The organism is Microbacterium sp. (assembly GCF_035556355.1).
Taxonomy (GTDB): Bacteria; Actinomycetota; Actinomycetes; order Actinomycetales; family Microbacteriaceae; genus Microbacterium.
Window position 1 is genome coordinate 18,444 of record NZ_DATMFG010000005.1, and the last position, 22,494, is coordinate 40,937.

A 22,494-nucleotide genomic window follows, 5' to 3' on the forward strand; every position below is an offset into this window, starting at 1 on the left:
AACCACGACGCATGGTCTTCGAGGGCTCGAGTGCCGCCATCTCGCACACCGGGAAGGTGCGGTCCAACAACCAGGACTCCGGTTACGCGGGCTCGAACCTCTTCGTCGTCGCCGACGGCATGGGCGGTCACGCGGGCGGTGACGTCGCGTCGAGCATGGCGATCAACCGCCTGGCCGAGCTCGACCGCCCGTTCGAATCGACCGCCGAGGCCGAGCGCGCCCTGCGCGAGGCGATCACCGAGACGGCGGGCGACCTCATCGACACGGTGCGTGCGCGCCCCGAGCTCGCCGGCATGGGCACGACGGTCAGCGCGCTCATCATGGTCGACGACTACGCCGTCATCGCGCACATCGGCGACTCACGCGTATACCTCTACCGCGACGGCGCGCTCACCCAGATCACGACCGACCACACATTCGTGCAGCGCCTCGTCGACTCGGGCCGCATAACGCCCGAAGAGGCCCGGTTCCATCCTCGCCGCTCCGTGCTCATGCGCGTGCTCGGCGACATGGACGCCGACCCCGAGCTCGACACGTTCATCATGCCGACGCAGCCCGGCGACCGGTGGCTCATCTGCTCCGACGGGCTCTCGGGCGTCGTCGACGACATCCACACCGCGCGGGCGCTCGGGCAGGGCATGGCGCCGGGTCGCACGGCCGACAACCTGCTCAAGCAGGCGCTCGACGGGGGCGCTCCCGACAATGTGACGATCGTGATCGTCGACGTCGGCGGGCAGCATCCGATCTTCTCCGGCACACCGACGATCGTCGGATCGGCCTCGAACCCCGAGGGTGTCGAAGTGCCGGCCGCTCGTCCGAGCCGCGGAGGCTGGCTGCATCCGGTACGCCAGGCGGCGAACGAGCCGACGCACTTCGAGCCCGCTCCCGAGTACCTCGAAGAGCTCATCGAAGAGGACCGCCGGCGCGCGCGGCGCCGTCGCATCGGCTGGACGATCGGCCTCGTGCTCGTCCTCCTCATGCTGGCGGGCGCGATGTTCGGGGCGTACCAGTGGACGCAGACCCGGTACTTCGTCGGCGCCGATGAAGACACCGTGGTGATCTACCGCGGAATCCAGCAGGACATCGGGCCGATCAGCCTGTCGACGCCGTACATCGACACGGGCATCTCGCTCGAAGACCTCACACTGTTCGACCGTGTCACCATCGAGAACACGATCACCGCGCGGTCGCTCGCCGACGCCGAGGCGATCGTCGACCGCATCCGAGACAGAGCGGAGGTGAACAGCAGATGACCTCGACGCAGCCCTCGTCGCCGACCGAGGCGATCAACGCCGACACCACCGTGCTGCGCGCACTCCGCCGACTTCGCGTACCGCAGACGCACCGCAACCGCGAGCTGTTCCTCCTGCTGTTCGCTTTCGTGCTGACGGGCGGCGCGATCGCGCTCGTGCAGCTCGGGGCGCGCGGCGCGATCGACATGTCCTTCCTGATGCTGTGCGGCGGGCTGATGGTGCTCGTCATCGTGCTGCACATCGTGCTGCGGCTGCGGGCTCGAGACGCCGATCCGTTCGTCGTCCCCATCGCGACACTGCTCACCGGCATAGGCCTCGCGATGATCTATCGCCTCGACCTCGCCCGCAACCGTGAAGGGTGGGAGGCGTTCTCGATCCGGCAGCTCGTGTGGGCCGCGATCGCGCTCGTGCTCGCGATCGCGGTCGTGATCGCGCTGCGCAACTACCGCGTGCTCTTCCGCTACACGTATGTGTTCGGGTTCCTCGGTGTCGTGCTGCTGATCCTCCCGATCATCCCGGGTCTCGGCACCGACGCCAATGCCGACGTGTGGGTGTCGCTCGGCTTCTTCAGCTTCCAGCCGGGTGAGCTCGCGAAGCTCGCACTGGCCATCTTCTTCGCCGGGTACCTCGTGCGCACGCGCGAGAGCCTCACGTCCGTCGGAACGAGGTTCCTCGGCATCACGTGGCCCCGGGCCCGCGAGCTCGGGCCGCTGCTCGTGTTCTGGCTGCTGTCTCTCGGGATCATCGTGCTGCAGCGCGATCTGGGCACAGGCCTCCTCATCTTCGGCATGTTCGTCGCGATGCTGTACGTCGCCACCGGCAAGACGAGCTGGGTCCTGATCGGTGTCGTGCTCGCGGCAGGCGGTGCGTTCTTCGCGTCGCGCGTGCTGCCGTACGTGGGCGGCCGCTTCACGAACTGGCTCGACGCGTTCAACCCCGACCTCATGGACGGCAGCAGCTACCAGCTCGTCAACGGCATCTTCGGCCTCGCGCAGGGTGGCCTGATCGGCACGGGTCTCGGTCGGGGCCGCCCCGAGCTCACGCCCGTCGCCGAGAGCGACTACATCTTCCCCGCGCTCGGCGAGGAGCTCGGCCTCGTCGGCGTGTTCGCTCTGCTGTGCCTCTACATGGTGTTCGCCAGTCGCGGCATCCGCATCGGCCTCGCCGGCCAGGACGACTTCGGCAAGCTGCTCGCAACCGGCGTGTCGTTCACACTCGCGCTGCAGGTGTTCATCATGGTGGGCGGCGTGACCCGCCTCATCCCTCTCACGGGTCTCACGACGCCGTTCCTCGCGGCGGGCGGTTCGTCGCTCGTCGCGAACTGGATCATCGTCGCCCTCCTGCTGCGCATCTCGGATGCCGTGCGGCAGCAGCCCCGGGTGGTGATCGGATGACGAAGGAACTGCGCCGCCTCAGCATCCTCATGCTCATCATGTTCCTGGCCCTTTTCGCGTCGACGAGCTGGATCCAGGTGGTCGAGGCCGACGCCCTGTCGGCGAACCCGGCGAACCGCCGCGCACTCTACGACTCCTACGAGGTGCAGCGGGGCTCGATCATCGCGAGCGGCATCCCGATCGCGACCTCCGTGCCGTCGGACGACGTCTACTCGTGGCAGCGCCAATATCCCGACGCGCCGATGTGGGCGCACGTCACGGGCTGGATCAACCCGGCGCTCGGCTCTTCGACGGGCGTCGAGCAGGCGATGAACCAGGCGCTCAGCGGCACCTCCGGATCGCAGTTCTTCTCGCGCATCGAGCGCATCATCACGGGTCAGCCCCCGCGGGGTTCGAACGTCGTGCTGTCGCTCGACGCGGACGCTCAGCGCGCTGCGTACGAGGCGCTCGGCAACCTCCAAGGCGCGGTCATCGCGATCGAGCCGGCGACGGGCCGCATCCTCGCGATGGTGTCGAGTCCGTCCTTCGACACGAATGTTCTGGCGCAGCATGATCCGGATGCCGCGCTGGCCGCCTACGACGCGCTCGAGGCGGAGCCGACGCATCCGCTCTACGACCGTTCGATCGGCGGCGACCTGAACCCGCCGGGTTCGACCTTCAAGCTCGTGGTCGCGTCGGCAGCGCTCGCGTCGGGCGAGTACACGCCCGAATCGCAGCTGCCGAACCTCGCGGTGTACCGCCTGCCCCAATCGAGCGCCGTCGTGTACAACGCCGGCGGAGGCACGTGCGGCGGCGGCGCGACGGTGTCGATCGCCGACGCCCTGCGGCTGAGCTGCAACATCCCGTTCGCACAGCTCGCCGTGGAGCTGGGCGACAACGCAATCCGCGAAGAGGCGGAGAAGTACGGATTCAACATGTCGTTCGACGTGCCGATGACCTCGACGCCGTCGAGCTACCCGCGGGCGCTCGACGACCCGCAGACGGCGCTGACCGGATTCGGCCAGGGGCAGGTCACGGCGACTCCCCTGCAGATGGCGATGGTGTCCGCCGGTATCGCGAACCGTGGGATCGTCATGAGCCCGCGGCTGGTCGATCGGGTGATCGGATCCGACCTGTCGGTGCAGGAGACGTTCGACGATGTCGAGTTCGGACGGGCGCTCGAAGACGACCTGGCCGCGGAGATGATCGCGATGATGGTCGCCAATGTCAATGACGGCGCCGCATCGGGTGCAAGAATAGACGGGATCGACGTGGGCGGGAAGACCGGCACCGCGGAGAACGGACCCGGCAGACCCTACACGTTGTGGTTCACCGGGTTCGCGCCTGCGGACAACCCGCGGGTGGCTGTCGCCGTCGTCGTGGAAGACGGCGGAGGACAGGGTCAGTCGGGGAGCGGCAACACGATCGCGGCGCCTATCGCGAAGAGGGTCATGGAGGCGGTGCTGGGCAGATGAGACCGACGCAGGGTGTGACCTTCGGCGGCCGTTACGAGCTGGATTCTCGGATCGCCATCGGCGGGATGGGTGAGGTGTGGGAGGCGACCGACCACGTCATCGGCCGCACCGTCGCCATCAAGATCCTCAAAGACGAGTACATGGGCGACCCGGGCTTCCTGGAGCGCTTCCGCGCCGAGGCCCGCCACGCCGCGCTCGTCAACCACGAGGGCATCGCGAGCGTCTTCGACTACGGCGAGGAGAACGGCTCCGCCTTCCTCGTGATGGAGCTCGTCCCGGGTGAGGCGCTGTCGACGATCCTCGAGCGGGACGGCTCCCTGTCGACCGACAAGACGCTCGACATCGTCGCCCAGACCTCCGCCGCACTCCAGGCCGCACACGCGGCCGGACTCGTGCACCGCGACATCAAGCCCGGAAACCTCCTCATCACACCCGACGGGCGCGTCAAGATCACAGACTTCGGCATCGCGCGCATCGCCGACCAGGTTCCGCTCACCGCGACCGGGCAGGTCATGGGCACGGTGCAGTATCTCTCGCCGGAGCAGGCGTCGGGGCATCCGGCGTCGCCCGCCACCGACATCTACTCGCTGGGAATCGTCGCGTACGAGTGCCTCGCCGGCAAGCGTCCGTTCACGGGCGAGTCGCAGGTCGCGATCGCGATGGCGCAGATCAACGAGCAGCCTCCGCCGCTGCCGCCGACCGTCGCCGCGCCGGTGCAGAAACTCGTGATGGCGATGATCGCGAAGAAGCCGGAAGACCGCCCGGCTTCGGCCGCGGCCGTCGCGCGCGCGGCGACAGCTCTCCGGCGAGGTGATGTCGCCGCAGCGGCCGCCGCCGTGCCGGCGATCGCCGGTGCCGCCGCGGCAGCCGGCTCCGACGACGTGACGATGCTGCTCACGCCCGGCGGCGATCCCGGCTCGACGCAGCTGATGCCCTCCGCCGATCCCGCGCCGGTCGAAGGGGAGGAGGAGCCGCAGAAGAAGAAGCGCAGCCCGTGGACGTGGCCCCTCATCGCGCTCATCATGCTGCTCCTGCTCGTGCTCGGAGGCACCATCTGGGCGCTGTTCGCGAACCAGGGCGGTAACCCCGACCCGACGCCGTCGTCGCCGACGCAGAGCGAAACGCCGACTCCCACGCCCACCGAGACCGAAGACACGCGCGTCAACATCGACGCGCTCGCGCTCTTCGGAATGAACTGCGACGACGCACTGGTCAAGGCGACCGAGGCGGGTCTGCAGCCCACTCGCGCTGCGGGCTCGGCGGCTCCCACCGGCGCGCAGGTCAACACCGTCGAGGCGACCAACCCCGCGGGCGGCAACGTCGACCGGGGGTCGGCGATCAGCGTGATCTGCTTCGGCGAGCAGACGAGCATCCCCGCTCCGCAGGCGGGGCCCACGATCAACAACGGCGCGCAGCCGGTGCAGGGCACCACCGTGCCGGTGACGTGGCAGTCTGCGTCGTGCCCGGCGGGCACGGGCAGCCTGAGCAGCTTCACCGTGACGATCACGGGCGCGACCTTCGTGCAGGGCGGGTCGACGTCGCGCGACTTCGGTCCGACCGAGCTCTCTGCCGACATCGTGGTCGTCAACCAGCCGAACGCCCAGGTCACCGCGACCTACGTGTACACGTGCAGCGGCGGATCGGGCGGCGAGCAGCGGTCGTCGGCGCCGTCGCCGGTGACCAGCACGACCACCCTGCCGACGCCCGACGACGGCGGCGAACCCGAGCCCGAGCCGACCGACGGCTGACGCTTCGATCGACGCGCGGCGGACACCCCGCGGTCGGTTAGGCTGACTCTGTTTCGACCCCAGGGAGTGACCGTGATTGCTGAGACGCGCGTGCTTTCGGGGCGCTACCGCGTCGATGAGCAGATCGGTCGGGGCGGGATGGCGACCGTGTACCGCGGCTACGACCTGACGCTCGGGCGCCAGGTCGCGATCAAGATCCTCGACCGCGAGCTCGCGGGCGACAACGCCTTCCGCACGCGGTTCCGGCTCGAGGCGCAGGCGGCGTCGCGCATGGCGCATCCCACGATCGTGCGCGTGTTCGACGCGGGCGAGGACTCCGAGACGGCGCCGGACGGCAGCATCCGCTCTGTCCCGTACATCGTCATGGAGCTCGTGAACGGGTCGCTCCTCAAAGACATCATCGCGCAGGGTCCCGTGCCGGTCGGCGACGCCGTGCGGTACGTCGACGGCATCCTGGAGGCGCTGGAGTACTCGCACCGCGCGGGTGTCGTCCACCGCGACATCAAGCCGGGCAACGTCATGGTGACGCCGGCCGGACAGGTCAAGGTGATGGACTTCGGCATTGCGCGCGCGGTGTCCGACAGCTCCTCGACCGTCGCCGAGACGACGCAGATCCTCGGGACGGCCGCATACTTCTCACCCGAGCAGGCGAAGGGCGAGCCCGTCGACGCACGCGCCGATCTCTACTCGACCGGCGTCGTGCTGTACGAGCTGCTCACGGGGCGTCCGCCGTTCCGCGGTGAGAGCCCGGTCGCGGTGGCCTACCAGCACGTGAGTGAGGCACCCACCGCGCCGTCCGAGATCAACGAGGCGATTCCGCGCGCGCTCGACGCGGTCGTGGTGCGTGCCCTCGCGAAGGATCCGTTCCAGCGCTATCAGGATGCGGCGACGTTCCGCGAAGCGCTCGACGCGACGATCGGCGGGCGCAATCCGTCGCGCCGCCAGGTCGGCGCGCTGACGAGCGAGCTGTATGGACCGAACCCGCGGCAGGCCGCCGAGACGGCCCGCTCGCTCCGGCAGCTCAGCACCGATTCGACCATGAAACGCACACAGGCCGGCCCGCCGGTCGCGTGGATCTGGGCGGGTGTCGCCGTCCTCGCGGTGCTGCTCATCTCGGTGCTCTTCTGGGTGCTCACGATCCGCCCGGGCGGAGACATCCCGGCATCCGCGCGCATCGTGCCCGACGTGACCGGCATGACCTACGAACGCGCCACCGTCGAACTCGGCGAGGCAGACCTCATCGCACGACGAATCGACGAGCCGAGCACCGAGGTCGCCGCGGGCATCGTCATCCGCACGGATCCCGAGGCGGATGTGTCGGTCGCCGTGGGCCAGGAGATCCGCGTCTACGTGTCGAGCGGGCAGGAGACCACGACCGTGCCGGTGCTCGAAGGGCTCGCTCGTGACGCGGCGAGCGACGCGCTCACCGCGGCCGGGCTCACCCTCGGCACCGTCACGACCCGGAATGATCCCGATCTCGCCCAGGGCATGGTGATCTCGTCGGATCCCGCGACGGGCGCCGAAGTGGCGAAGGGCTCCGCCGTGAACCTCGTCGTCGCATCGGGCCAGGTCACGATCCTCGACTATCGCGGTTACACCGTCGAAGCAGCCCGGACAGCCCTCGAGGCGCCCGACATCAGGCTCACGGTCGAGACGATCGAAGACCCGACGTGTCCCGCCGTCGATCCGCCGATCGTGTCGCAGCAGTCCCTCGCGCCGGGCGATGTGCCGGTCCATTCGACGATCACGATCACGTACTGCACGGGAGCAGCAGGCGGAGAGCCGGACGAGTAGCGCGTCCAGCGGGCGCGGCGCGCTGCGCCGTACGCGCCGCGAGGGGTCAGCGACGCGGATGCAGCACGGCGCCGCGGGCGGCGGCATCCGAGAATCCGACCGACGCCAGCCAATTGCCGAGCAGTCGGTACCCGCCTTCGGTGAGCACGCTCTCGGGGTGGAACTGCACGCCCTCGATCGGAGCGTCGCGGTGCCGCACCCCCATGATGACCCCGCTGTCGGTGCTGCTGGTGACCTCGAGCTCGTCGGGAAGGGTCTCGGGCACGATCGCCAGTGAGTGGTAGCGCGTCGCGACGAACGGATCGGGCAGGCCGCCGTACAGCGGGTCGCCCCCGTGGTGCACGAGTGACGTCATGCCGTGCATGAGCTCGGGGGCGTGGTCGACACGGGCGCCGAACGCCTCGCCGATCGCCTGATGCCCGAGGCACACGCCGAGCAGCGGCACGCCGCGAGAAGCCGCTTCGCTCACGACGGCGATCGAGGCGCCGGCGCGTGCAGGCGTTCCCGGTCCGGGTGAGACGAGCACCGCGCGGTATCCGTCGATCGCAGCCGCCGCTTCATCCGCGCGGATCGCGTCGGCCTCGATGAGGTCCGTCTCGGCACCGAGCTCGTGCAGGTAGCCCACGAGCGTGTGGACGAAGCTGTCGTGGTTGTCGACGACGAGCACACGCCCGCCGCGCCGACCCTCGCTCATTCGACGGTGACTTCCTGCGGGATGATGAACTGACTCACCCACGGGAAGACGTAGTAGAAGAGTCCGTACAGCACGGCGGCGAGCAGGACCAGCAGGATGATCACCCGAACCCACGCGGGACCGGGGAGGATGCGCCACAGGGCCGCGTACATCAGGCCGCTCCTTCGGTGAGCGAGGCGGGCGGGCCGGCCGAGCGCGGCGTGAACGACTCGAACACGCTGTACGCGACGATCCGCTCGGCGAGCCCGAACATGGGACTGCAGCTCGTCATGGTCATGTACGCCGTCGTCGCCTGCACGATGTCGGGCCTCTGCGGCACCGGTAGGAGCACGTCGACCTCATCGGGTCGCACGTACTCGAGCGTGCGGAAGCGGTACGTGTACCAGCCGTCGGGGGTCTCGATGACGATCGCGTCGCCCACGCGCAGCTCCGCGATGCGGTTGAACGGCTTGCCCCACGTCGTGCGGTGGGCCGCGACGGCGAAGTTGCCCGGCTCTCCCGGCATCTGCGTTCCGGGGTAGTGCCCGATGCCGATCGTGTCGAGCGTGCGCGCTCGGCTCACGCCGCCGGCCATCTCGACGGCGTAGTCGGGCCCGAAGCGCGGCACGCGCATGACCGCGAAGACCTCGGCGTCGGCGGGCTCGGGAAGGATGATCGGATCGGCGGTCGGGGTCTCGCCCGAGGCATCCGGTTCCGTGGTCGGCAGAGGATCGGGGTCGGACGCTTCGTAGCTCTCCTGCCACTCGACAGACCGCTCCTGACCGGCGGCGTTGCGCTCGGCGCCGAAGATCCAGTCGCCGATCCACATCTGCCATGCGACGTACAGCAGCACGACGACGCCGATCGTGATGAGGATCTCGCCGAGGACCCCGATGACGGATGCGCGGGGCCGATCGGGACGGCGACGATCGGCCGCACGTGCACGCTGCGCGTCGGCCGACTCGACGGGTGCGTCGTCGTCCACAGGTGGATTCTATTGATCAGTGCTGGAGCCGCGCTGACAGTAGACTGTCGGCATGGCACGTGCAGGCAAAGACGACGACGCCCTCGTCGAACGCGGCGGAGGCGACGCCGCCCCCAACCCGGTGTGGTTCAAGCCCATCATGATCGGGCTCATGCTCGTCGGGCTCGTCTGGGTGCTGGTCTTCTACCTGAGCGGCAACAATTACCCCATCCCGGGCATCGAGGGCTGGAACCTCGTGATCGGCTTCGGCATCGCCTTCATCGGCTTCCTCATGACGACCCGCTGGCGTTAGCCGCGGCATCCGACTCTTCGAAAGCACCGCCTTCGGGCGGTGCTTTCCTTATCCACCGATGTGTCCACATGTGGGTAATTACACGCGTGTGATTCATCCCCACGTGTGGATGAACCTGTGGATAACTATGCGCGTGAACGCATCAGAGGTAGAAGACGGCCGGAATCACAAGCAGTGCGAGAAGCACGACGGTGAGCCCGACGAGCAGTCCGATCTGGAGCGGGCGCTGGCGCAGCCGCCGCGTGCGCGCGTAGATGAATCCCACGAGCGCGCCGGCGACGAGTCCGCCGAGGTGCGCCTGCCACGAGATGCGGATCGCGCTCAGCGCCATCGCGAACGAACCGCTGCCGATCGCGCCGATGAGCGCGAACACGAACGGCAGCGCGAGATTGATGCCGATGATGATCGCGATGCCGCGCATGTTGGCGCCGATGTGGCGCCCGATCACGAGCAGCGCGCCGAACAGGCCGAAGACGGCACCGGATGCGCCGACCACCCACGTGAAGGGGGCGAGCAGCGCCACAGCGACCGACCCGCCGAGACCGCTGATGAGGTAGAGCGCCAGGAAGCGCCATCGACCCACGAGCGGTTCGAGACTGCGGCCGATCATCCACAGCGCGAGCATGTTGAGCCCGACGTGCCAGAACCCGTCGTGCACGAGCAGCACCGTGAAGAGCCGCCACGGCTGGAACGGCACGCCGCTGGCGGGCAGCACGAACGCGCTGTTGAAAGCGAGCCAGCCCTCGGCGTTCAGCCCCGGGATGAGGGTGACGATGTACGCGATCAGCGTGATCCCGATGATCGCGTACGTCACGAGCGGCCGCGTGTCGAGCGGCGCCGCGACGGGGCGAGCGGTCGACCAGCGACGCTCGGCCTTGCGCTGCGCGGGGCTCTGCGCTCCCTGCTGCTCGCGGAGGCACTCCGGGCAGATCACACCCACCGGGGCCTGCGTCTGGCATTCGGGGCAGATCGTGCGCAGACACCGCTGGCAGAGCACGAAGCTCTGCCGGTCGGGGTGCCGGTAGCAGTAGTCGTCGCTGTTGCGAGGCTCGGCCGAGGTCACGGGTGGTCGCGGGTGGTCTCAGGCGTCGGTCAGACCGCGACGACGTCGATCGAGGAGATGACGACCGGCTCGACCGGGCGGTCACCCGCGGCGGTGGGGACGCGGCTGATCTCGTCGACGACGGCGCGCGAGTCGTCGTCGGCGACCTCGCCGAAGATCGTGTGCTTGCCCTGCAGCCACGGGGTCGGGTCGGTGGTGATGAAGAACTGCGAGCCGTTGGTGCCCTCGACCGCGCCCGTGATCGCGTTGCGGCGCAGACCGGCGTTCGCCATCGCGAGCAGGTAGGGCTTATGGAAGGTGAGCTCGGGGTGGATCTCGTCGTTGAACGTGTAACCCGGACCGCCGACGCCCTGACCGAGCGGGTCACCGCCCTGGATCATGAAGCCGGGGATGATGCGGTGGAAGATGACGTCTTGATAGAGCGGGCCCTCGCCCTTCTGCCCCGTCGCCGGGTGCGTCCACTCCTGCGAGCCGTCGGCGAGACCGATGAAGTTCTGCACGGTGCGCGGTGCGTGGTCTCCGTAGAGATTGACGACGATGTCGCCGTGGTTGGTGTGAATGGTGGCGACGGCGGTGTGCTGAGGCATGCGTACATTCTCTCAGAGTTCTCCGCAAGCCCTTCCGCCTCGATCCAGGTCTGGCAAGATGGGAGACCGACACGCCCATGCGTAGGGAGGGCCCCGTGAGCAAGAGCCGCAAGCGCAAGAAGGAACTCCGCAGACTCCAGAGCCAGGCGAACAACCTGTGGGAGTCGCAGCAGGTGCTGTTGGCCGAGGCGGCCTCTGTGGCGAAGGAAGCCGGCCGCCAGCTCGGCAACTACGGCCGCGACGAGCTCGTGCCGACGGTGAAGCAGAAGTACGACCGCTACGCCGCGCCTTATGTCGACAAGGGCATGAAGTTCTCGAAGACCGTGCTGACCGACAAGGTGGTCCCCACCGCCGGTGCCGTGGTGGGTGCCGGACTCTCGGTGTGGGACGCCGCCAACGACACACGCGCGCGCCTCGCGGCAGGACGCGGGTTCGGCGGACTCGATGCCAAGAAGTACGCCAAGAAGGCCGACGCGTACGGCAAGAGCGCGACCAAGGCCCTCGCCGCGAAGCTCGCGCCCGAACCCCCCAAGAAGAGCGGACTCGGTGCGAGCGGGATCATCGCGATCCTGCTCGGTGTGGCCGCCGCGATCGGAGTGTTCTATGCCGCGTGGCAGACGCTCCGTGCCGACGATGAGCTCTGGGTCGCGGACGACCCGCTTCGCGCTCCGGACGCGTGAGTCAGGACGCCGCCGATCCGCTCGAGCGGGTGAGGGCCGCGGCATCCGCTCTCGGCCTTGATGTCGAGTTCCGCGAGCGTCCCGTCGCGCGAAGCCTGCCCGAAGCGGCCGAGCTCTTGGGCATCACGCCGGCGGGAATCGTGAAGACGCTGGTCGTGAAGCGCAGCGACGACACGTACCTGTTCGCGCTCGTGCCGGGCGACCGCGCGATCTCGTGGCCCAAGCTGCGTGCGGTCGTCGGCGTGAACCGCCTGCAGCTGCCGGATGCCGAGCGCGCACTCGAAGCCACAGGATACGAGCGAGGCACCATCGTTCCGATCGGCAGCACGCATGCGTGGCCGGTGTACGCCGATGAGCGCATCACCGGTCAGCGGATCGCGATGGGCGCCGGCGCGCACGGGTACAGCATGTTCGTCGACGCGGATGCGCTCATCGAGGCGCTCGGCGCGACCGTCGCCGACATCTCGCAGGTCGCGGGGGAGCCGGCCGCCTAGGCGAGCCCGGCCATGCCGAGCGCGACGTCCACGACCTCGACGCGCTTGAGCTCAGGGATCGTTCCGAGCGGGAACCACTCGGCGCGGTCGGTCGAGCCGTCGAGCTCGAAACGCAGATCGCCACTGACGACCGACGCCCGGTACACGATGCGAAGTGCGTGGAGCGGACCGACAGCGCCCGCCGAGATGCGCCGCGCCGCGGGGATCACGCGTGAGTGGATGCCGAGCAGCGCGTCGACGCGCACGGAGTAGCCGGTCTCTTCGAGCACTTCTCGCAAGACGGCGTCCGCCGGGTCCTCGCCGGGATCGAGGCCCCCGCCGGGGAGAGTCCACGCCGCGTGTCTCGGATCGTTCCAGTGCGCGAGCAGCACACGCCGGTCGTCATCGGTGATGACGGCGTACGCGGCGACACGCAGATCCACGCGACTCACCCTACTCACCGGACTCGCGACGACGGCGGAGCCCCGACCCTTCGCGGATGGCTAGAGTGCGGTTCAGGAAGGACGTGTCGAATGCGCGTGCCAGGGGACGCCGACGACAGGGCGGATGCGCGGGCCGGTGCCCTCCGCCCGACGCTTGGCGGGCTCGCGTGGCTCGGCATCCTCCTCGCGATCGCCGTCGTGCAGCTCGCGCGCGGACAGTGGGGGGACGCCGCGATCTTCGCGGTCGCCGGCGTGCTCCTCATCGCGGAGTCCACTGGCCTGCTGTCCATGCTCGAGCGGATCGCGCGACCGGGCATCGATGTCGTGGTCGTCGGAGCGGCCGTGGCGGCCCTCGCCCTGACGCTCGCCCCGCGCCACTCGGTCACCGCGGGTGCTGCGATGATCGGTGTCGGCGTCGCCGCCCTGACCGCCGCATGGCCGCCTTCGCGTTCGACGGAACGGGCGCCGATCGCATGGCCGTCCGCTGTCCGCCGCCTCGCGTGGAGCTGGACCGTCGTGTGGCTCGTCGCGTGCTTCTGGGAGGTCGCGCAGGTGACGCTCGGCGGGTCGACGCCGGGCGGACGCGCCGCACACCCCGCGCTGAGCGACATCGTGAATCCGCTGCTCGACCTTCCGCTCGGCAAGGTGGTGTTCGTCGTCGCGTGGGTGGCGCTCGGGGTGTTCCTCGTCCGGCGCGGCAACGTCCGCCGCGGATCGCAGCAGAGGGAGCGCGAGCCGTGATAACGAGCCTCGTCGTCTTCGCCGCATGCGGCATCGCACTCATCGTGAGCGCATGGTGGGCGCGACGCTCCGACCCGGATGCGACGGTGACCGAGCTCTTCGACCTCATGATGACCGACCGCACGGTGCGCCTCGCGGTCATCGTGTGCTGGTGGTGGCTCGGCTGGCACTTCCTCGTCGGCCAGACCGCCGACCCCGGATTCGGCGAGTAGCGCGGTGCCACCCGGGAACGAAGAAGACGGATGCCGCAGCATCCGTCTTCTGAACGTGGTGGAGCCTAGCGGATTCGAACCGCTGACATCCTGCTTGCAAAGCAGGCGCTCTACCAACTGAGCTAAGGCCCCGGGGCGATGCGTGTCGCGGGCTTCGCCCGCTCCACAGGACTCAATCGACTCGGCAGTGAATGCAAGCATTCGCTGCGCTCGCCTCAATCGCCTGTGGGGCTACCAGGACTTGAACCTGGGACCTCTTCATTATCAGTGAAGCGCTCTAACCGCCTGAGCTATAGCCCCGTTTGGAACGCGACGCGTGCGTCGCAACCTCCAAGACTTTACCCGACCCGAGTCGAATTTCCGAATCGGAGCGGGTGCAGCCTCAGTTCGACGTGAAGCCGACGAGCAGCCCGCCGGTGATCTTCACGGCGAGGTTGTAGATGCCGGCGATCACGGCACCCATCACCGTCACGACGACGAGGTTCAGGATCGCGACGATCGACGCGAACGCCATGACCTGCGGCAGGCCGATGAAGCTCGTGAGCGACACACCCCCGTCGGACAGGCTCTGGAAGAACTCGTCCACCGTCGAGATGAGGCCCGTCGTCTGGACGACGAGGAACATCAGGAAGAACGCCACGACCGTGACGATCGCGATGGCGACGGCGGCGAGGAAGGAGAGCTTCACCGCTGACCAGAAGTCGATGTAGACGAGGCGCAGGCGCACCTGCTTGGCCGTCGTCTTGTGACTGGACTTGCGTGCGAGCTTGTCGGCGACAGTGGTCATGCTTCAGGACTCTCTTCGGGGGTCTCGGGGGAAGACCCTTCACGGGATTCGGGAGCCGGGTTCGCGTCGGCGTCCGCGGGGGCGGTGGTGGTGGCATCCGCCGTCTCGGTGAGTCCGCGTTCGCCGTTGCGCGCGATCGCGATGATGCGGTCGTCGTCGTCAGGGCGGGCGAACACGACACCCATGGTGTCACGGCCCTTGGCAGGCACCTCGGCCACGGCAGAGCGTACCACCTTGCCGCTGGCAAGAACCACCAAGACCTCGTCGTCCTCGCTGACGATGAGGCCGCCCGCGAGATCGCCTCGGTCCTCGTTCAGCTTGGCGACCTTGATGCCCAGACCGCCGCGCCCCTGGGGCCGATACTGCTCGACCGCGGTGCGCTTCGCGTATCCGCCTTCGGTGACGACGAACACGTAGCCGTCGTCGGACACGACGGATGCCGACAGCAGGCTGTCGCCGTCGCGGAACGACATCCCCTTCACGCCACCGGTCGCGCGGCCCATCGGGCGCAGCGTCTCGTCGGTCGCGGCGAAGCGCAGCGACATGCCGTGGCGGCTGATCAGGAGGATCTCGTCGTCCTCGTTCACGAGCATCGCGCTCACGACCTCGTCGCCGTTCGGCTCATCGCCCGCCTCTTCGTCGTCTTCGCCGACGTCGCCCGCGCCACCGCGCAGCTTGATCGCGATGACGCCGCCCTGGCGGTTCGTGTCGTACTCGGTGAGGCGCGTCTTCTTGACGAGCCCGTTGCGGGTGGCGAGCACGAGGTACGTCGCGACGTTGTAGTCGCGGATGTCGAGGATCTGAGCGATCTCCTCACCCGGCTGCAGCGCGAGCAGGTTCGCGACGTGCTGGCCCTTCGCGTCGCGGCCGGCCTCCGGCACCTCGTACGCCTTCGCGCGGTACACGCGGCCCTTCGTCGTGAAGAAGAGGAGCCAGTGGTGCGTCGTGGTGACGAAGAAGTGCTCGACGACGTCATCGGCGCGAAGCTGTGCACCCTTGACGCCCTTGCCACCTCGGTGCTGCGACCGGTAGTTGTCGCTGCGCGTGCGCTTGATGTAGCCCTCGCGCGTGACGGTGACGACCATCTCCTCTTCGGGGATGAGGTCTTCGATCGACATGTCGCCGTCGTAACCGGGGAGGATCTGCGTGCGGCGCTCGTCGCCGTACTTGTCGACGATCTCGCTCAGCTCGTCGCGGATGATCGAGCGCTGGCGGATCGGGTCGGCGAGGATCGCCTGGAAGTCGGCGATCTGCGCCTCGAGCTCGGTGGCCTCGTCGACGATCTTCTGGCGTTCGAGAGCAGCGAGGCGACGCAGCTGCATCTGCAGGATCGCGTCGGCCTGGATGTCGTCGATGTCGAGGAGCTGCTTCAGGCCCTCACGCGCGTCGTCGACCGTGGGAGAGCGGCGGATGAGCGCGATGACCTCGTCGAGCGCATCGAGCGCCTTGAGGTAGCCGCGCAGGATGTGCATGCGCTCCTCCGCCTTGCGCAGGCGGAAGCGCGTGCGGCGCACGATGACCTCGATCTGGTGGTCGATCCAGTGCGTCACGAAGCCGTCGAGCGCCAGCGTGCGCGGCACGCCGTCGACGATCGCGAGCATGTTCGCGCCGAAGTTCTCCTGCAGCTGCGTGTGCTTGTACAGGTTGTTCAGCACGACCTTCGCGACCGCGTCGCGCTTGAGCACGATCACAAGGCGCTGACCCGTGCGGTCACTCGTCTCATCGCGGATGTCGGCGATGCCGGTGATGCGGCCGTCGCGTGCGAGGTCGCGGATCTTGACCGCGACGTTGTCGGGGTTCACCTGGTACGGCAGCTCGGTGACGACGAGGCACGTGCGGCCCTGGATCTCCTCGACGTTGACGACGGCGCGCATCGTGATCGATCCGCGGCCGGTGCGGTAGGCATCGCGGATGCCTCGGGTGCCGAGGATCTGCGCCGCGGTCGGGAAGTCGGGGCCGTGGATGCGCGACATGAGAGCCTCGAGGAGCTCTTCGCGTGTGGCATCCGGATGCTCCAGGGCCCACAGCGCACCGTCGGCGACCTCGCGAAGGTTGTGCGGCGGGATGTTCGTCGCCATGCCGACCGCGATGCCGACCGAGCCGTTCACCAGCAGGTTCGGGAAGCGGGCCGGCAGGACCGTCGGCTCCTGCGTGTGGCCGTCGTAGTTGTCCTCGAAGTCGACGGTCTCCTCGTCGATGTCGCGGACCATCTCCATCGCGAGCGGCGCCATCTTGGTCTCGGTGTACCGCGGCGCGGCGGCGCCCTGGTTGCCGGGCGAGCCGAAGTTGCCCTGACCGGCGGCGAGCGGGTAGCGCATCGACCACGGCTGCACGAGACGGACGAGCGCATCGTAGATCGCGGCGTCGCCGTGCGGGTGGTACTGACCCATGACCTCGCCCACGACGCGCGCGCACTTCGAGAACGCCTTGTCGGGGCGGTACCCGCCGTCGTACATGCCGTAGATCACGCGGCGGTGCACGGGCTTGAGCCCATCGCGCACGTCGGGCAGGGCGCGCCCGACGATCACGCTCATCGCGTAGTCGAGGTAGCTGCGCTGCATCTCCAGCTGCAGATCGACCTGGTCGATGTTGCCGTGATTGTGACCGGATGCCTCGGCCGGCCCGGTCGTGATGTCGTCAGTCATTCGCTCTCAGTTCCGTATCGTTCGCGCCCGACTCAGATGTCGAGGAAGCGGACGTCCTTCGCGTTGCGCTGGATGAAGCCGCGGCGCGATTCGACGTCTTCGCCCATGAGGATCGAGAAGATCTCGTCCGCGGCGGCGGCGTCGTCGATCGTGACCTGCAGGAGCGTGCGGGTCTCGGGGTCCATCGTGGTCTCCCACAGCTCCTTCGGGTTCATCTCTCCGAGACCCTTGTAGCGCTGGATGCCGTTGTCCTTCGGGATGCGCTTGCCTGCGGCGATGCCCGCCTCGAGCAGCGCGTCACGTTCGCGGTCGCTGTACACGTACTCGTGCTCGGCATTCGACCACTTGAGCCGGTAGAGGGGTGGCTGCGCGAGGTACACGTAGCCCGCTTCGATGAGTCCGCGCATGTAGCGGAACAGGAGGGTGAGCAACAGCGTCGTGATGTGCTGGCCGTCGACATCGGCATCCGCCATCAGGACGATCTTGTGGTATCGCGCCTTCGAGACGTCGAAGTCCTCGCCAATGCCGGTGCCGAACGCGGAGATCATCGCCTGGATCTCGTTGTTGCCCAGGGCGCGGTCGAGTCGCGCCTTCTCGACGTTGAGGATCTTGCCGCGAAGCGACAGGATCGCCTGCGTCTCGGGGTTGCGTCCGCGCACGGCCGAGCCGCCGGCCGAGTCGCCCTCCACGAGGAAGATCTCGCTGATCGAGGGGTCCTTGCTCGTGCAGTCCTTCAGCTTGTCCGGCATCGACGCCGATTCGAAGACGCTCTTGCGGCGGGCTGTCTCACGCGCCTTGCGCGCCGCCAGGCGGGCGTTCGCGGCGTCGATCGCCTTGCGCACGACATTCTTGGCCTGCTGCGGGTTGCGGTCGAACCAGTCGCCGAGCCTGTCGCCGACGACCTTCTGCACGAACGCCTTCGCCTCGGTGTTGCCGAGTTTCGTCTTCGTCTGACCCTCGAACTGCGGCTCGGAGAGCTTGACCGAGATGACGGCGGTGAGGCCTTCGCGCACGTCCTCGCCGGAGAGGTTCTCGTCCTTGTCCTTCAGCAGGCCCTGCGCGCGGGCGTATCGGTTGACCAGCGCGGTGAGCGCGGCACGGAAGCCCTCTTCGTGCGTCCCACCCTCGTGCGTGTTGATCGTGTTCGCGAAGGTGTAGACGTTCTCGGTGTAGCTCGTCGTCCACTGCATCGCGATCTCCATCGCGATCTTGCGCTCGGTGTCCTCCGACTCGAAGTCGATGATGTCGTTCACCGTCTCGGCCTTGCGCACCTTGTTGATGTATTCGACGTAGTCGACGAGACCGCGCTCGTAGAGGTAGCTGTCGGCGGGCTGACGCTCGGCCTCTTCGCCGTCGTTGTCGACGGCATACGCCGACTCGGGCCGCTCGTCGCTCAGGCTGATGCGCAGGCCCTTGTTGAGGAACGCCATCTGCTGGAAGCGCGTGCGGAGGGTGTCGTAGTCGAACGACACGCTCTCGAAGATCTCCGGGTCGGGCCAGAACGTGATGATCGTGCCGGTCTCGTCGCTCTCCTCGCCGCGCTCGAGCGGCGCGAGCGGCACGCCGCCGTCGCGGAACGACTGCCGCCACACGTAGCCCTGTCGCCGGACCTCGACCTCGAGCCGCTTCGACAGCGCGTTCACGACGGACGAGCCGACGCCGTGCAGACCGCCCGACACGGCGTATCCGCCGCCGCCGAACTTGCCGCCGGCGTGCAGCACGGTCAGCACGACCTCGACCGTCGACTTGCCTTCGGTCGGGTGCATGTCGACCGGGATGCCGCGGCCGTTGTCGAAGACGCGGATGCCGCCGTCGGCGAGGATCGTGACCTCGATCGTGTCGCAGAAGCCGGCAAGGGCCTCATCGACCGCATTGTCGACGATCTCGTACACGAGGTGGTGCAGACCGCGTTCACCGGTCGAGCCGATGTACATGCCGGGGCGCTTGCGGACGGCCTCGAGTCCTTCGAGAACCTGGATGGCGTCTGCCCCGTAGTCGCCGGGAGCCTTGTGTGCGGGTCGCGAACGCGGTTCCTCGGGCACGCTATCGGGGGTCGCTGACGTCATAGGTTTCGAGGCTCCGCATCTGTTCCGGGGGACTACTCCATCCTACCCTGTGGAACCTTGCCGACAGGCTTATACGCCCCTGTGCGGCCCGGAAATCGCCCAGAACGGTATCGGACCTGTCTCAACCGTAGGTATCGCGCGGGCCGCGCCCTGGAACCGTTCTGGAGCCCCATTTCCAGGAGGGGACGTCCGGTCCGATGAAGCGGATGCTCTCCACCCCGGCTTCGGGATAGCGCCGGACGATCTCCGTCATGATGTGCGCACGCATGAGCTGGAGCTGTTTCGCCCACGCCGTGGAGTCCGCCTGAACCGTCAAGGTGCCCTCTGTGAACGCCACCGGCCGCGTGTGCCGCGCCGTGTCCTCGCCGGCGACCTCGTGCCATGTGCGGACGACGTCCTCACGCGCGAGCAGCGGGTCCCAGCCGGCCTCGCGCGTGAGCGCGGCGAGCACATCGCCGACCCCGCGCGGATCGCGCCCGGGAGTGAACGGCTGGTTCTCGTCGTCCTCATAGCGGCGGCGGCGACGACGCACCGCACGAGCCGACGGCTCAAGCCCGCGCAGGCGCAGGTACGTCGCGATCGTCTCGGGCACGCCGTCGGAAGCGCCGGCGGTCGACCGGATCTCTCCGGTTCCTGAGCCTGTCGATGGGTCAGGCATCCGCATTCTCCAGAATCCTGCCCGCCTCGACGCGCACGATCCGCGCGCGGAGGGTGTCGGGAACGTCCTGCTCGACGGCCGCGGTCACGACGACCTGCTCGAAGTCGCCCGCGAGGGATGCCAGACGCGTGCGGCGTTCGGCATCGAGCTCGGCGAACACGTCGTCGAGGATGAGGATCGGGTCGCCGAGCTGCGACTCGGCGCGCAGCAGCTCTGCGGATGCGAGGCGCAGCGCGAGCGCGACCGACCACGATTCGCCGTGCGACGCGTACCCCCGCACGGGCAGTCCGCGCACGCGGAGGATGAGGTCGTCGCGGTGCGGCCCGACGAGGGTGAGGCCTCGTTCGAGCTCGGACGTCCGGCGGGCGGCGAGCGCGGTGCGGAACTGATCGGCGACGCCGGCAGGTGCGGCATCCGTCGTCATCGTGTCCTCGTCGCCGTCCGCGTCTTCGGCGTCGACGCCTCGGACGGTGAGCGCCCACTCCAGTTCGGGCCGGTGGTCGGCGCCCGCGATCTGCGTGTAGGCGCGCGCCAACGGGCCGGCGAGCTCATCGGCGAGCGCGAGCCGCGCCTCGATGACCTGACTGCCGAGGGCGACGAGCTTGTCGTCCCACACGTCGAGTGTCGAGAGCGCGTCCCCGCGGATGCCGCGCGCCCGCGCCGTCTTGAGGAGAGTCGTGCGCTGCTTCAGGACGCGGTCGTAGTCGGCGAGCACGCCGGCCATGCGCGGACGCCGCTGGATGAGCAGCTGATCCGCGAAGCGCCGACGGGCGGACGGGTCGCCGCGCACGATCTGCAGGTCTTCGGGGGCGAACAGCACGACCTGCGCATACCGCGGAAGCTCGGCGGTGCGCACGGGAGACCCGTTCACACGCGCCTTGTTCGAGCCCTGCTTGTTGAGCTGCACCTCGAGCTGCACGCGACGCTCGCCGTGGGCGAGTCGCGCCCGCACGATCGCGGCGTCGGATCCGTGGCGGACCATCGGGGCATCCGTCGACACCCGATGCGAGCCGAGCGTCGCGAAGAATGCGATCGCCTCTGCCAGGTTCGTCTTTCCCTGACCGTTGCGGCCGACGAAGACGTTGGGACCCGGATGCAGCGCGACATCGGCTTCCGCGTAATTGCGGAAGTCCACGAGGCTGAGCTGCTCGACGATCACCCTGTCACCCTATTCCGCCCGTGTGACAGCGAGCCGGGAGAGCCGCCTCAGCGCAGCAGCAGGTTCGGCTGCAGCAGGTACTTGAACGTGTCCTCGCCCGCCTTGTCGACCGAGGTCTGCGGCGTGATGAGCACGGGGCTCAGCTTGTTCGCGTTCTCGCTCGAGGTGAACGTGATGCGCGTGAACTCGCTGCGCACCGCCGCAAGAGCCTCGAGCAGGTACTGCGGGTTGAGTCCGAGGGTCACGTCCTCGCCGACGAGGTTCGCATCGACGGACTCGGACGCACGCGCCTGCTCGGTGCCCGATGCGTCCATCGACACGCTGTCGGACGTGAACGTGAAGCGCAGCGGAGCCGAACGATCGAGCACGAGCGACACACGGCGCACAGCCTCGCTGAGATCGGCGGTGTTCACGACGGCGTGGTGGTCGGTCTGCTCGGGAAAGAGCCGGCGCACAGGAGGGAAGTTGCCCTTGATGAGCAGAGACGTCACGGTCTTGTTGCCCGCTGTGAACGCGATGATCTCGCGGTCGCCTGAGCCCGAGAACGAGATCGAGATGTCGCCGCCGTGCGCGAAAGTCTTGCCGACCTCGGTGAGGGTGCGCGCCGGGACGAGGGCGGTGGTCTGCTCGTCGGATGCGACGGTGCCGCCGTCCCACGGGATCTCGCGCAGCGCGACGCGGTAACGGTCGGTCGCGACGAGGCTCAGCTGTGTGCCCGACACCTCGAGCTGCACACCGGTGAGGACGGGGGTGACGTCATCGCGGGATGCCGCGAAAGCGACCTGCGAGATTGCGGTGGCGAAGTCCTCGGACGGAACCAGGCCCGACTCGCCGCTCACCTCGGGGATCGCCGGATACTCCTGCACCGGCATCGACGCGAGCGTGAAGCGGGCCGAGCCGCACGTGAGGACGATGCCGTCCTCGTCGAGCTCGATCTGGATCGGCGCGTTCGGGAGTCGGCTCGCGATCTCGGAAAGCAGCCTGCCGTGGACGAGGATCGTGCCGGGCTCGTCGACGGTGGCCTCGATGGTCGTGCGGGCGGACGCCTCGTAGTCGAATGCCGAGAGCGACAGACCTGCGTCGGATGCCTCGATGAGCACACCGGCCAGGATCGGCTGCGGATTGCGCTGCGGCAGGAGCTTCACGACGAACGACACGGCTTCGCTGAACACATCGCGATTGACGTGGAACTTCACGGACGCTCCCTCGACATCGGGCTGGGCTACCCATGCTAGTGCCAGGCACGAGCCCCGCCAGTGGTTTGTCACCGTCGACGCCGTGGCGCGGCTCCGTTCACGTCGAGGTGATCGAATGAATCTTCATCAAGGAGATTCTTGTCATGGTGTTAACCGCTGTGGAAAGTGTGGATAACTCGCGACTTGTCAGT

Annotated in this window: 22 protein-coding genes and 2 tRNA genes; 10 read left to right on the forward strand and 14 right to left on the reverse strand. The window is 68.3% G+C overall.

The features are described 5' to 3' along the window. Positions 1-11 precede the first annotated feature (11 nt). The 5 genes from VNR19_RS00575 to pknB all read left to right on the forward strand — a co-directional run bounded on the left by VNR19_RS00575 (position 12) and on the right by pknB (position 7,643). Positions 12-1,253, forward strand: a complete 1,242-nt coding sequence (locus VNR19_RS00575; protein ID WP_325722854.1) for a PP2C family protein-serine/threonine phosphatase — start codon at positions 12-14, stop codon at positions 1,251-1,253. Continuing rightward, complete coding sequence (locus VNR19_RS00580) at positions 1,250-2,647, forward strand: FtsW/RodA/SpoVE family cell cycle protein (protein ID WP_325722856.1); 1,398 nt, start codon at positions 1,250-1,252, stop codon at positions 2,645-2,647. The genes VNR19_RS00575 and VNR19_RS00580 overlap by 4 nt, the downstream gene beginning before the upstream one ends. Continuing rightward, complete coding sequence (locus VNR19_RS00585) at positions 2,644-4,101, forward strand: peptidoglycan D,D-transpeptidase FtsI family protein (RefSeq protein WP_325722858.1); 1,458 nt, start codon at positions 2,644-2,646, stop codon at positions 4,099-4,101. Before VNR19_RS00580 ends, VNR19_RS00585 begins: the two co-directional genes overlap by 4 nt. After that, complete coding sequence (locus tag VNR19_RS00590) at positions 4,098-5,849, forward strand: serine/threonine-protein kinase (RefSeq protein ID WP_325722860.1); 1,752 nt, start codon at positions 4,098-4,100, stop codon at positions 5,847-5,849. Before VNR19_RS00585 ends, VNR19_RS00590 begins: the two co-directional genes overlap by 4 nt. Before the next feature lie 72 nt (positions 5,850-5,921). Further along, positions 5,922-7,643 carry a Stk1 family PASTA domain-containing Ser/Thr kinase gene (gene pknB, locus VNR19_RS00595; RefSeq protein WP_325722862.1) on the forward strand — a complete coding sequence of 574 codons (1,722 nt, stop codon included), beginning with the start codon at positions 5,922-5,924 and terminating at the stop codon, positions 7,641-7,643. Between the two features lie 46 nt (positions 7,644-7,689). Here pknB and VNR19_RS00600 read toward each other — a convergent pair whose 3' ends face one another. From VNR19_RS00600 to VNR19_RS00610, 3 genes are read right to left on the reverse strand one after another with little or no spacing between them, the layout of a single operon-like run. Next, positions 7,690-8,337 (reverse strand): anthranilate synthase component II, encoded by a 648-nt coding sequence (locus tag VNR19_RS00600; RefSeq protein WP_325722864.1) that lies wholly within the window; start codon positions 8,335-8,337, stop codon positions 7,690-7,692. Next, a complete protein-coding gene (locus VNR19_RS00605; RefSeq protein ID WP_325722866.1) occupies positions 8,334-8,489 on the reverse strand; it encodes a hypothetical protein in 156 nt (51 codons plus the stop codon). Before VNR19_RS00605 ends, VNR19_RS00600 begins: the two co-directional genes overlap by 4 nt. Next, positions 8,489-9,301, reverse strand: coding sequence for a class E sortase (locus VNR19_RS00610; protein ID WP_325722868.1), 813 nt, complete (start codon positions 9,299-9,301; stop codon positions 8,489-8,491). The genes VNR19_RS00605 and VNR19_RS00610 overlap by 1 nt, the downstream gene beginning before the upstream one ends. 52 nt (positions 9,302-9,353) lie before the next feature. Here VNR19_RS00610 and VNR19_RS00615 point away from each other — a divergent pair, with 52 nt between their 5' ends. Beyond that, positions 9,354-9,593, forward strand: a complete 240-nt coding sequence (locus tag VNR19_RS00615; RefSeq protein WP_325722870.1) for a cell division protein CrgA — start codon at positions 9,354-9,356, stop codon at positions 9,591-9,593. Between the two features lie 142 nt (positions 9,594-9,735). Here VNR19_RS00615 and VNR19_RS00620 read toward each other — a convergent pair whose 3' ends face one another. Together VNR19_RS00620 and VNR19_RS00625 are read right to left on the reverse strand one after the other, a co-directional pair. Then, a complete protein-coding gene (locus tag VNR19_RS00620) occupies positions 9,736-10,656 on the reverse strand; it encodes a rhomboid family intramembrane serine protease (RefSeq protein ID WP_325722872.1) in 921 nt (306 codons plus the stop codon). Between the two features lie 29 nt (positions 10,657-10,685). Continuing rightward, complete coding sequence (locus tag VNR19_RS00625; protein WP_325722874.1) at positions 10,686-11,243, reverse strand: peptidylprolyl isomerase; 558 nt, start codon at positions 11,241-11,243, stop codon at positions 10,686-10,688. A gap of 95 nt (positions 11,244-11,338) precedes the next feature. On the opposite strand from VNR19_RS00625, the gene VNR19_RS00630 reads away from it, so the two are divergent. Together VNR19_RS00630 and VNR19_RS00635 are read left to right on the forward strand one after the other, a co-directional pair. Beyond that, entirely contained in the window at positions 11,339-11,923 is a 585-nt protein-coding gene (locus tag VNR19_RS00630) for a DNA helicase (RefSeq protein ID WP_325722876.1), read from the forward strand. Beyond that, positions 11,920-12,417, forward strand: coding sequence for an aminoacyl-tRNA deacylase (locus VNR19_RS00635; protein ID WP_325722878.1), 498 nt, complete (start codon positions 11,920-11,922; stop codon positions 12,415-12,417). Before VNR19_RS00630 ends, VNR19_RS00635 begins: the two co-directional genes overlap by 4 nt. On the opposite strand, the gene VNR19_RS00640 is transcribed toward VNR19_RS00635, so the two are convergent. Next, positions 12,414-12,839: an NUDIX hydrolase gene (locus tag VNR19_RS00640; RefSeq protein ID WP_325722880.1), complete on the reverse strand. Its 426-nt coding sequence runs from the start codon at positions 12,837-12,839 to the stop codon at positions 12,414-12,416. The two genes, VNR19_RS00635 and VNR19_RS00640, sit on opposite strands and share 4 nt — an antisense overlap. Positions 12,840-12,929: 90 nt before the next feature. Here VNR19_RS00640 and VNR19_RS00645 point away from each other — a divergent pair, with 90 nt between their 5' ends. Then, entirely contained in the window at positions 12,930-13,580 is a 651-nt protein-coding gene (locus VNR19_RS00645; protein WP_325722882.1) for a hypothetical protein, read from the forward strand. Further along, positions 13,577-13,792, forward strand: coding sequence for a DUF6186 family protein (locus VNR19_RS00650; protein WP_325722884.1), 216 nt, complete (start codon positions 13,577-13,579; stop codon positions 13,790-13,792). Before VNR19_RS00645 ends, VNR19_RS00650 begins: the two co-directional genes overlap by 4 nt. A 56-nt stretch (positions 13,793-13,848) precedes the next feature. Here the strand turns inward: VNR19_RS00650 and VNR19_RS00655 are convergent. The 8 genes from VNR19_RS00655 to dnaN form a co-directional block, all read right to left on the reverse strand. After that, positions 13,849-13,924, reverse strand: a tRNA-Ala gene (locus tag VNR19_RS00655). Positions 13,925-14,018: 94 nt separating this feature from the next. Beyond that, positions 14,019-14,092: transfer RNA gene (locus VNR19_RS00660), tRNA-Ile, on the reverse strand. A gap of 82 nt (positions 14,093-14,174) precedes the next feature. Then, positions 14,175-14,579, reverse strand: coding sequence for a DUF3566 domain-containing protein (locus VNR19_RS00665; RefSeq protein ID WP_325722886.1), 405 nt, complete (start codon positions 14,577-14,579; stop codon positions 14,175-14,177). Then, on the reverse strand, positions 14,576-17,224 hold the full coding sequence (gyrA, locus tag VNR19_RS00670) for a DNA gyrase subunit A (RefSeq protein ID WP_325722888.1): 2,649 nt from the start codon (positions 17,222-17,224) through the stop codon (positions 14,576-14,578). Before gyrA ends, VNR19_RS00665 begins: the two co-directional genes overlap by 4 nt. A gap of 32 nt (positions 17,225-17,256) precedes the next feature. Then, positions 17,257-19,290 (reverse strand): DNA topoisomerase (ATP-hydrolyzing) subunit B, encoded by a 2,034-nt coding sequence (gene gyrB, locus VNR19_RS00675; RefSeq protein ID WP_325722890.1) that lies wholly within the window; start codon positions 19,288-19,290, stop codon positions 17,257-17,259. A 121-nt stretch (positions 19,291-19,411) separates the two neighbouring features. Next, entirely contained in the window at positions 19,412-19,948 is a 537-nt protein-coding gene (locus VNR19_RS00680) for a DciA family protein (RefSeq protein WP_325722892.1), read from the reverse strand. Beyond that, positions 19,941-21,107 carry a DNA replication/repair protein RecF gene (gene recF / locus VNR19_RS00685; protein WP_325722894.1) on the reverse strand — a complete coding sequence of 389 codons (1,167 nt, stop codon included), beginning with the start codon at positions 21,105-21,107 and terminating at the stop codon, positions 19,941-19,943. Before recF ends, VNR19_RS00680 begins: the two co-directional genes overlap by 8 nt. Before the next feature lie 47 nt (positions 21,108-21,154). Continuing rightward, positions 21,155-22,303, reverse strand: coding sequence for a DNA polymerase III subunit beta (dnaN, locus tag VNR19_RS00690; protein ID WP_325722896.1), 1,149 nt, complete (start codon positions 22,301-22,303; stop codon positions 21,155-21,157). Positions 22,304-22,494: the final 191 nt, after the last annotated feature.

Bases quoted from the DNA above. Each gene is read 5' to 3' on its own strand.
- VNR19_RS00575 (WP_325722854.1), top strand. From the start codon at position 12: ATGGTCTTCGAGGGCTCGAGTGCCGCCATCTCGCACACCGGGAAGGTG.
- VNR19_RS00580 (WP_325722856.1), top strand. From the start codon at position 1,250: ATGACCTCGACGCAGCCCTCGTCGCCGACCGAGGCGATCAACGCCGAC.
- VNR19_RS00585 (WP_325722858.1), top strand. From the start codon at position 2,644: ATGACGAAGGAACTGCGCCGCCTCAGCATCCTCATGCTCATCATGTTC.
- VNR19_RS00590 (WP_325722860.1), top strand. From the start codon at position 4,098: ATGAGACCGACGCAGGGTGTGACCTTCGGCGGCCGTTACGAGCTGGAT.
- VNR19_RS00600 (WP_325722864.1), bottom strand. From the start codon at position 8,337: ATGAGCGAGGGTCGGCGCGGCGGGCGTGTGCTCGTCGTCGACAACCAC.
- VNR19_RS00605 (WP_325722866.1), bottom strand. From the start codon at position 8,489: ATGTACGCGGCCCTGTGGCGCATCCTCCCCGGTCCCGCGTGGGTTCGG.
- VNR19_RS00615 (WP_325722870.1), top strand. From the start codon at position 9,354: ATGGCACGTGCAGGCAAAGACGACGACGCCCTCGTCGAACGCGGCGGA.
- VNR19_RS00625 (WP_325722874.1), bottom strand. From the start codon at position 11,243: ATGCCTCAGCACACCGCCGTCGCCACCATTCACACCAACCACGGCGAC.
- VNR19_RS00645 (WP_325722882.1), top strand. From the start codon at position 12,930: ATGCGCGTGCCAGGGGACGCCGACGACAGGGCGGATGCGCGGGCCGGT.
- VNR19_RS00665 (WP_325722886.1), bottom strand. From the start codon at position 14,579: ATGACCACTGTCGCCGACAAGCTCGCACGCAAGTCCAGTCACAAGACG.
- gyrA (WP_325722888.1), bottom strand. From the start codon at position 17,224: ATGACTGACGACATCACGACCGGGCCGGCCGAGGCATCCGGTCACAAT.
- gyrB (WP_325722890.1), bottom strand. From the start codon at position 19,290: ATGACGTCAGCGACCCCCGATAGCGTGCCCGAGGAACCGCGTTCGCGA.
- VNR19_RS00680 (WP_325722892.1), bottom strand. From the start codon at position 19,948: ATGCCTGACCCATCGACAGGCTCAGGAACCGGAGAGATCCGGTCGACC.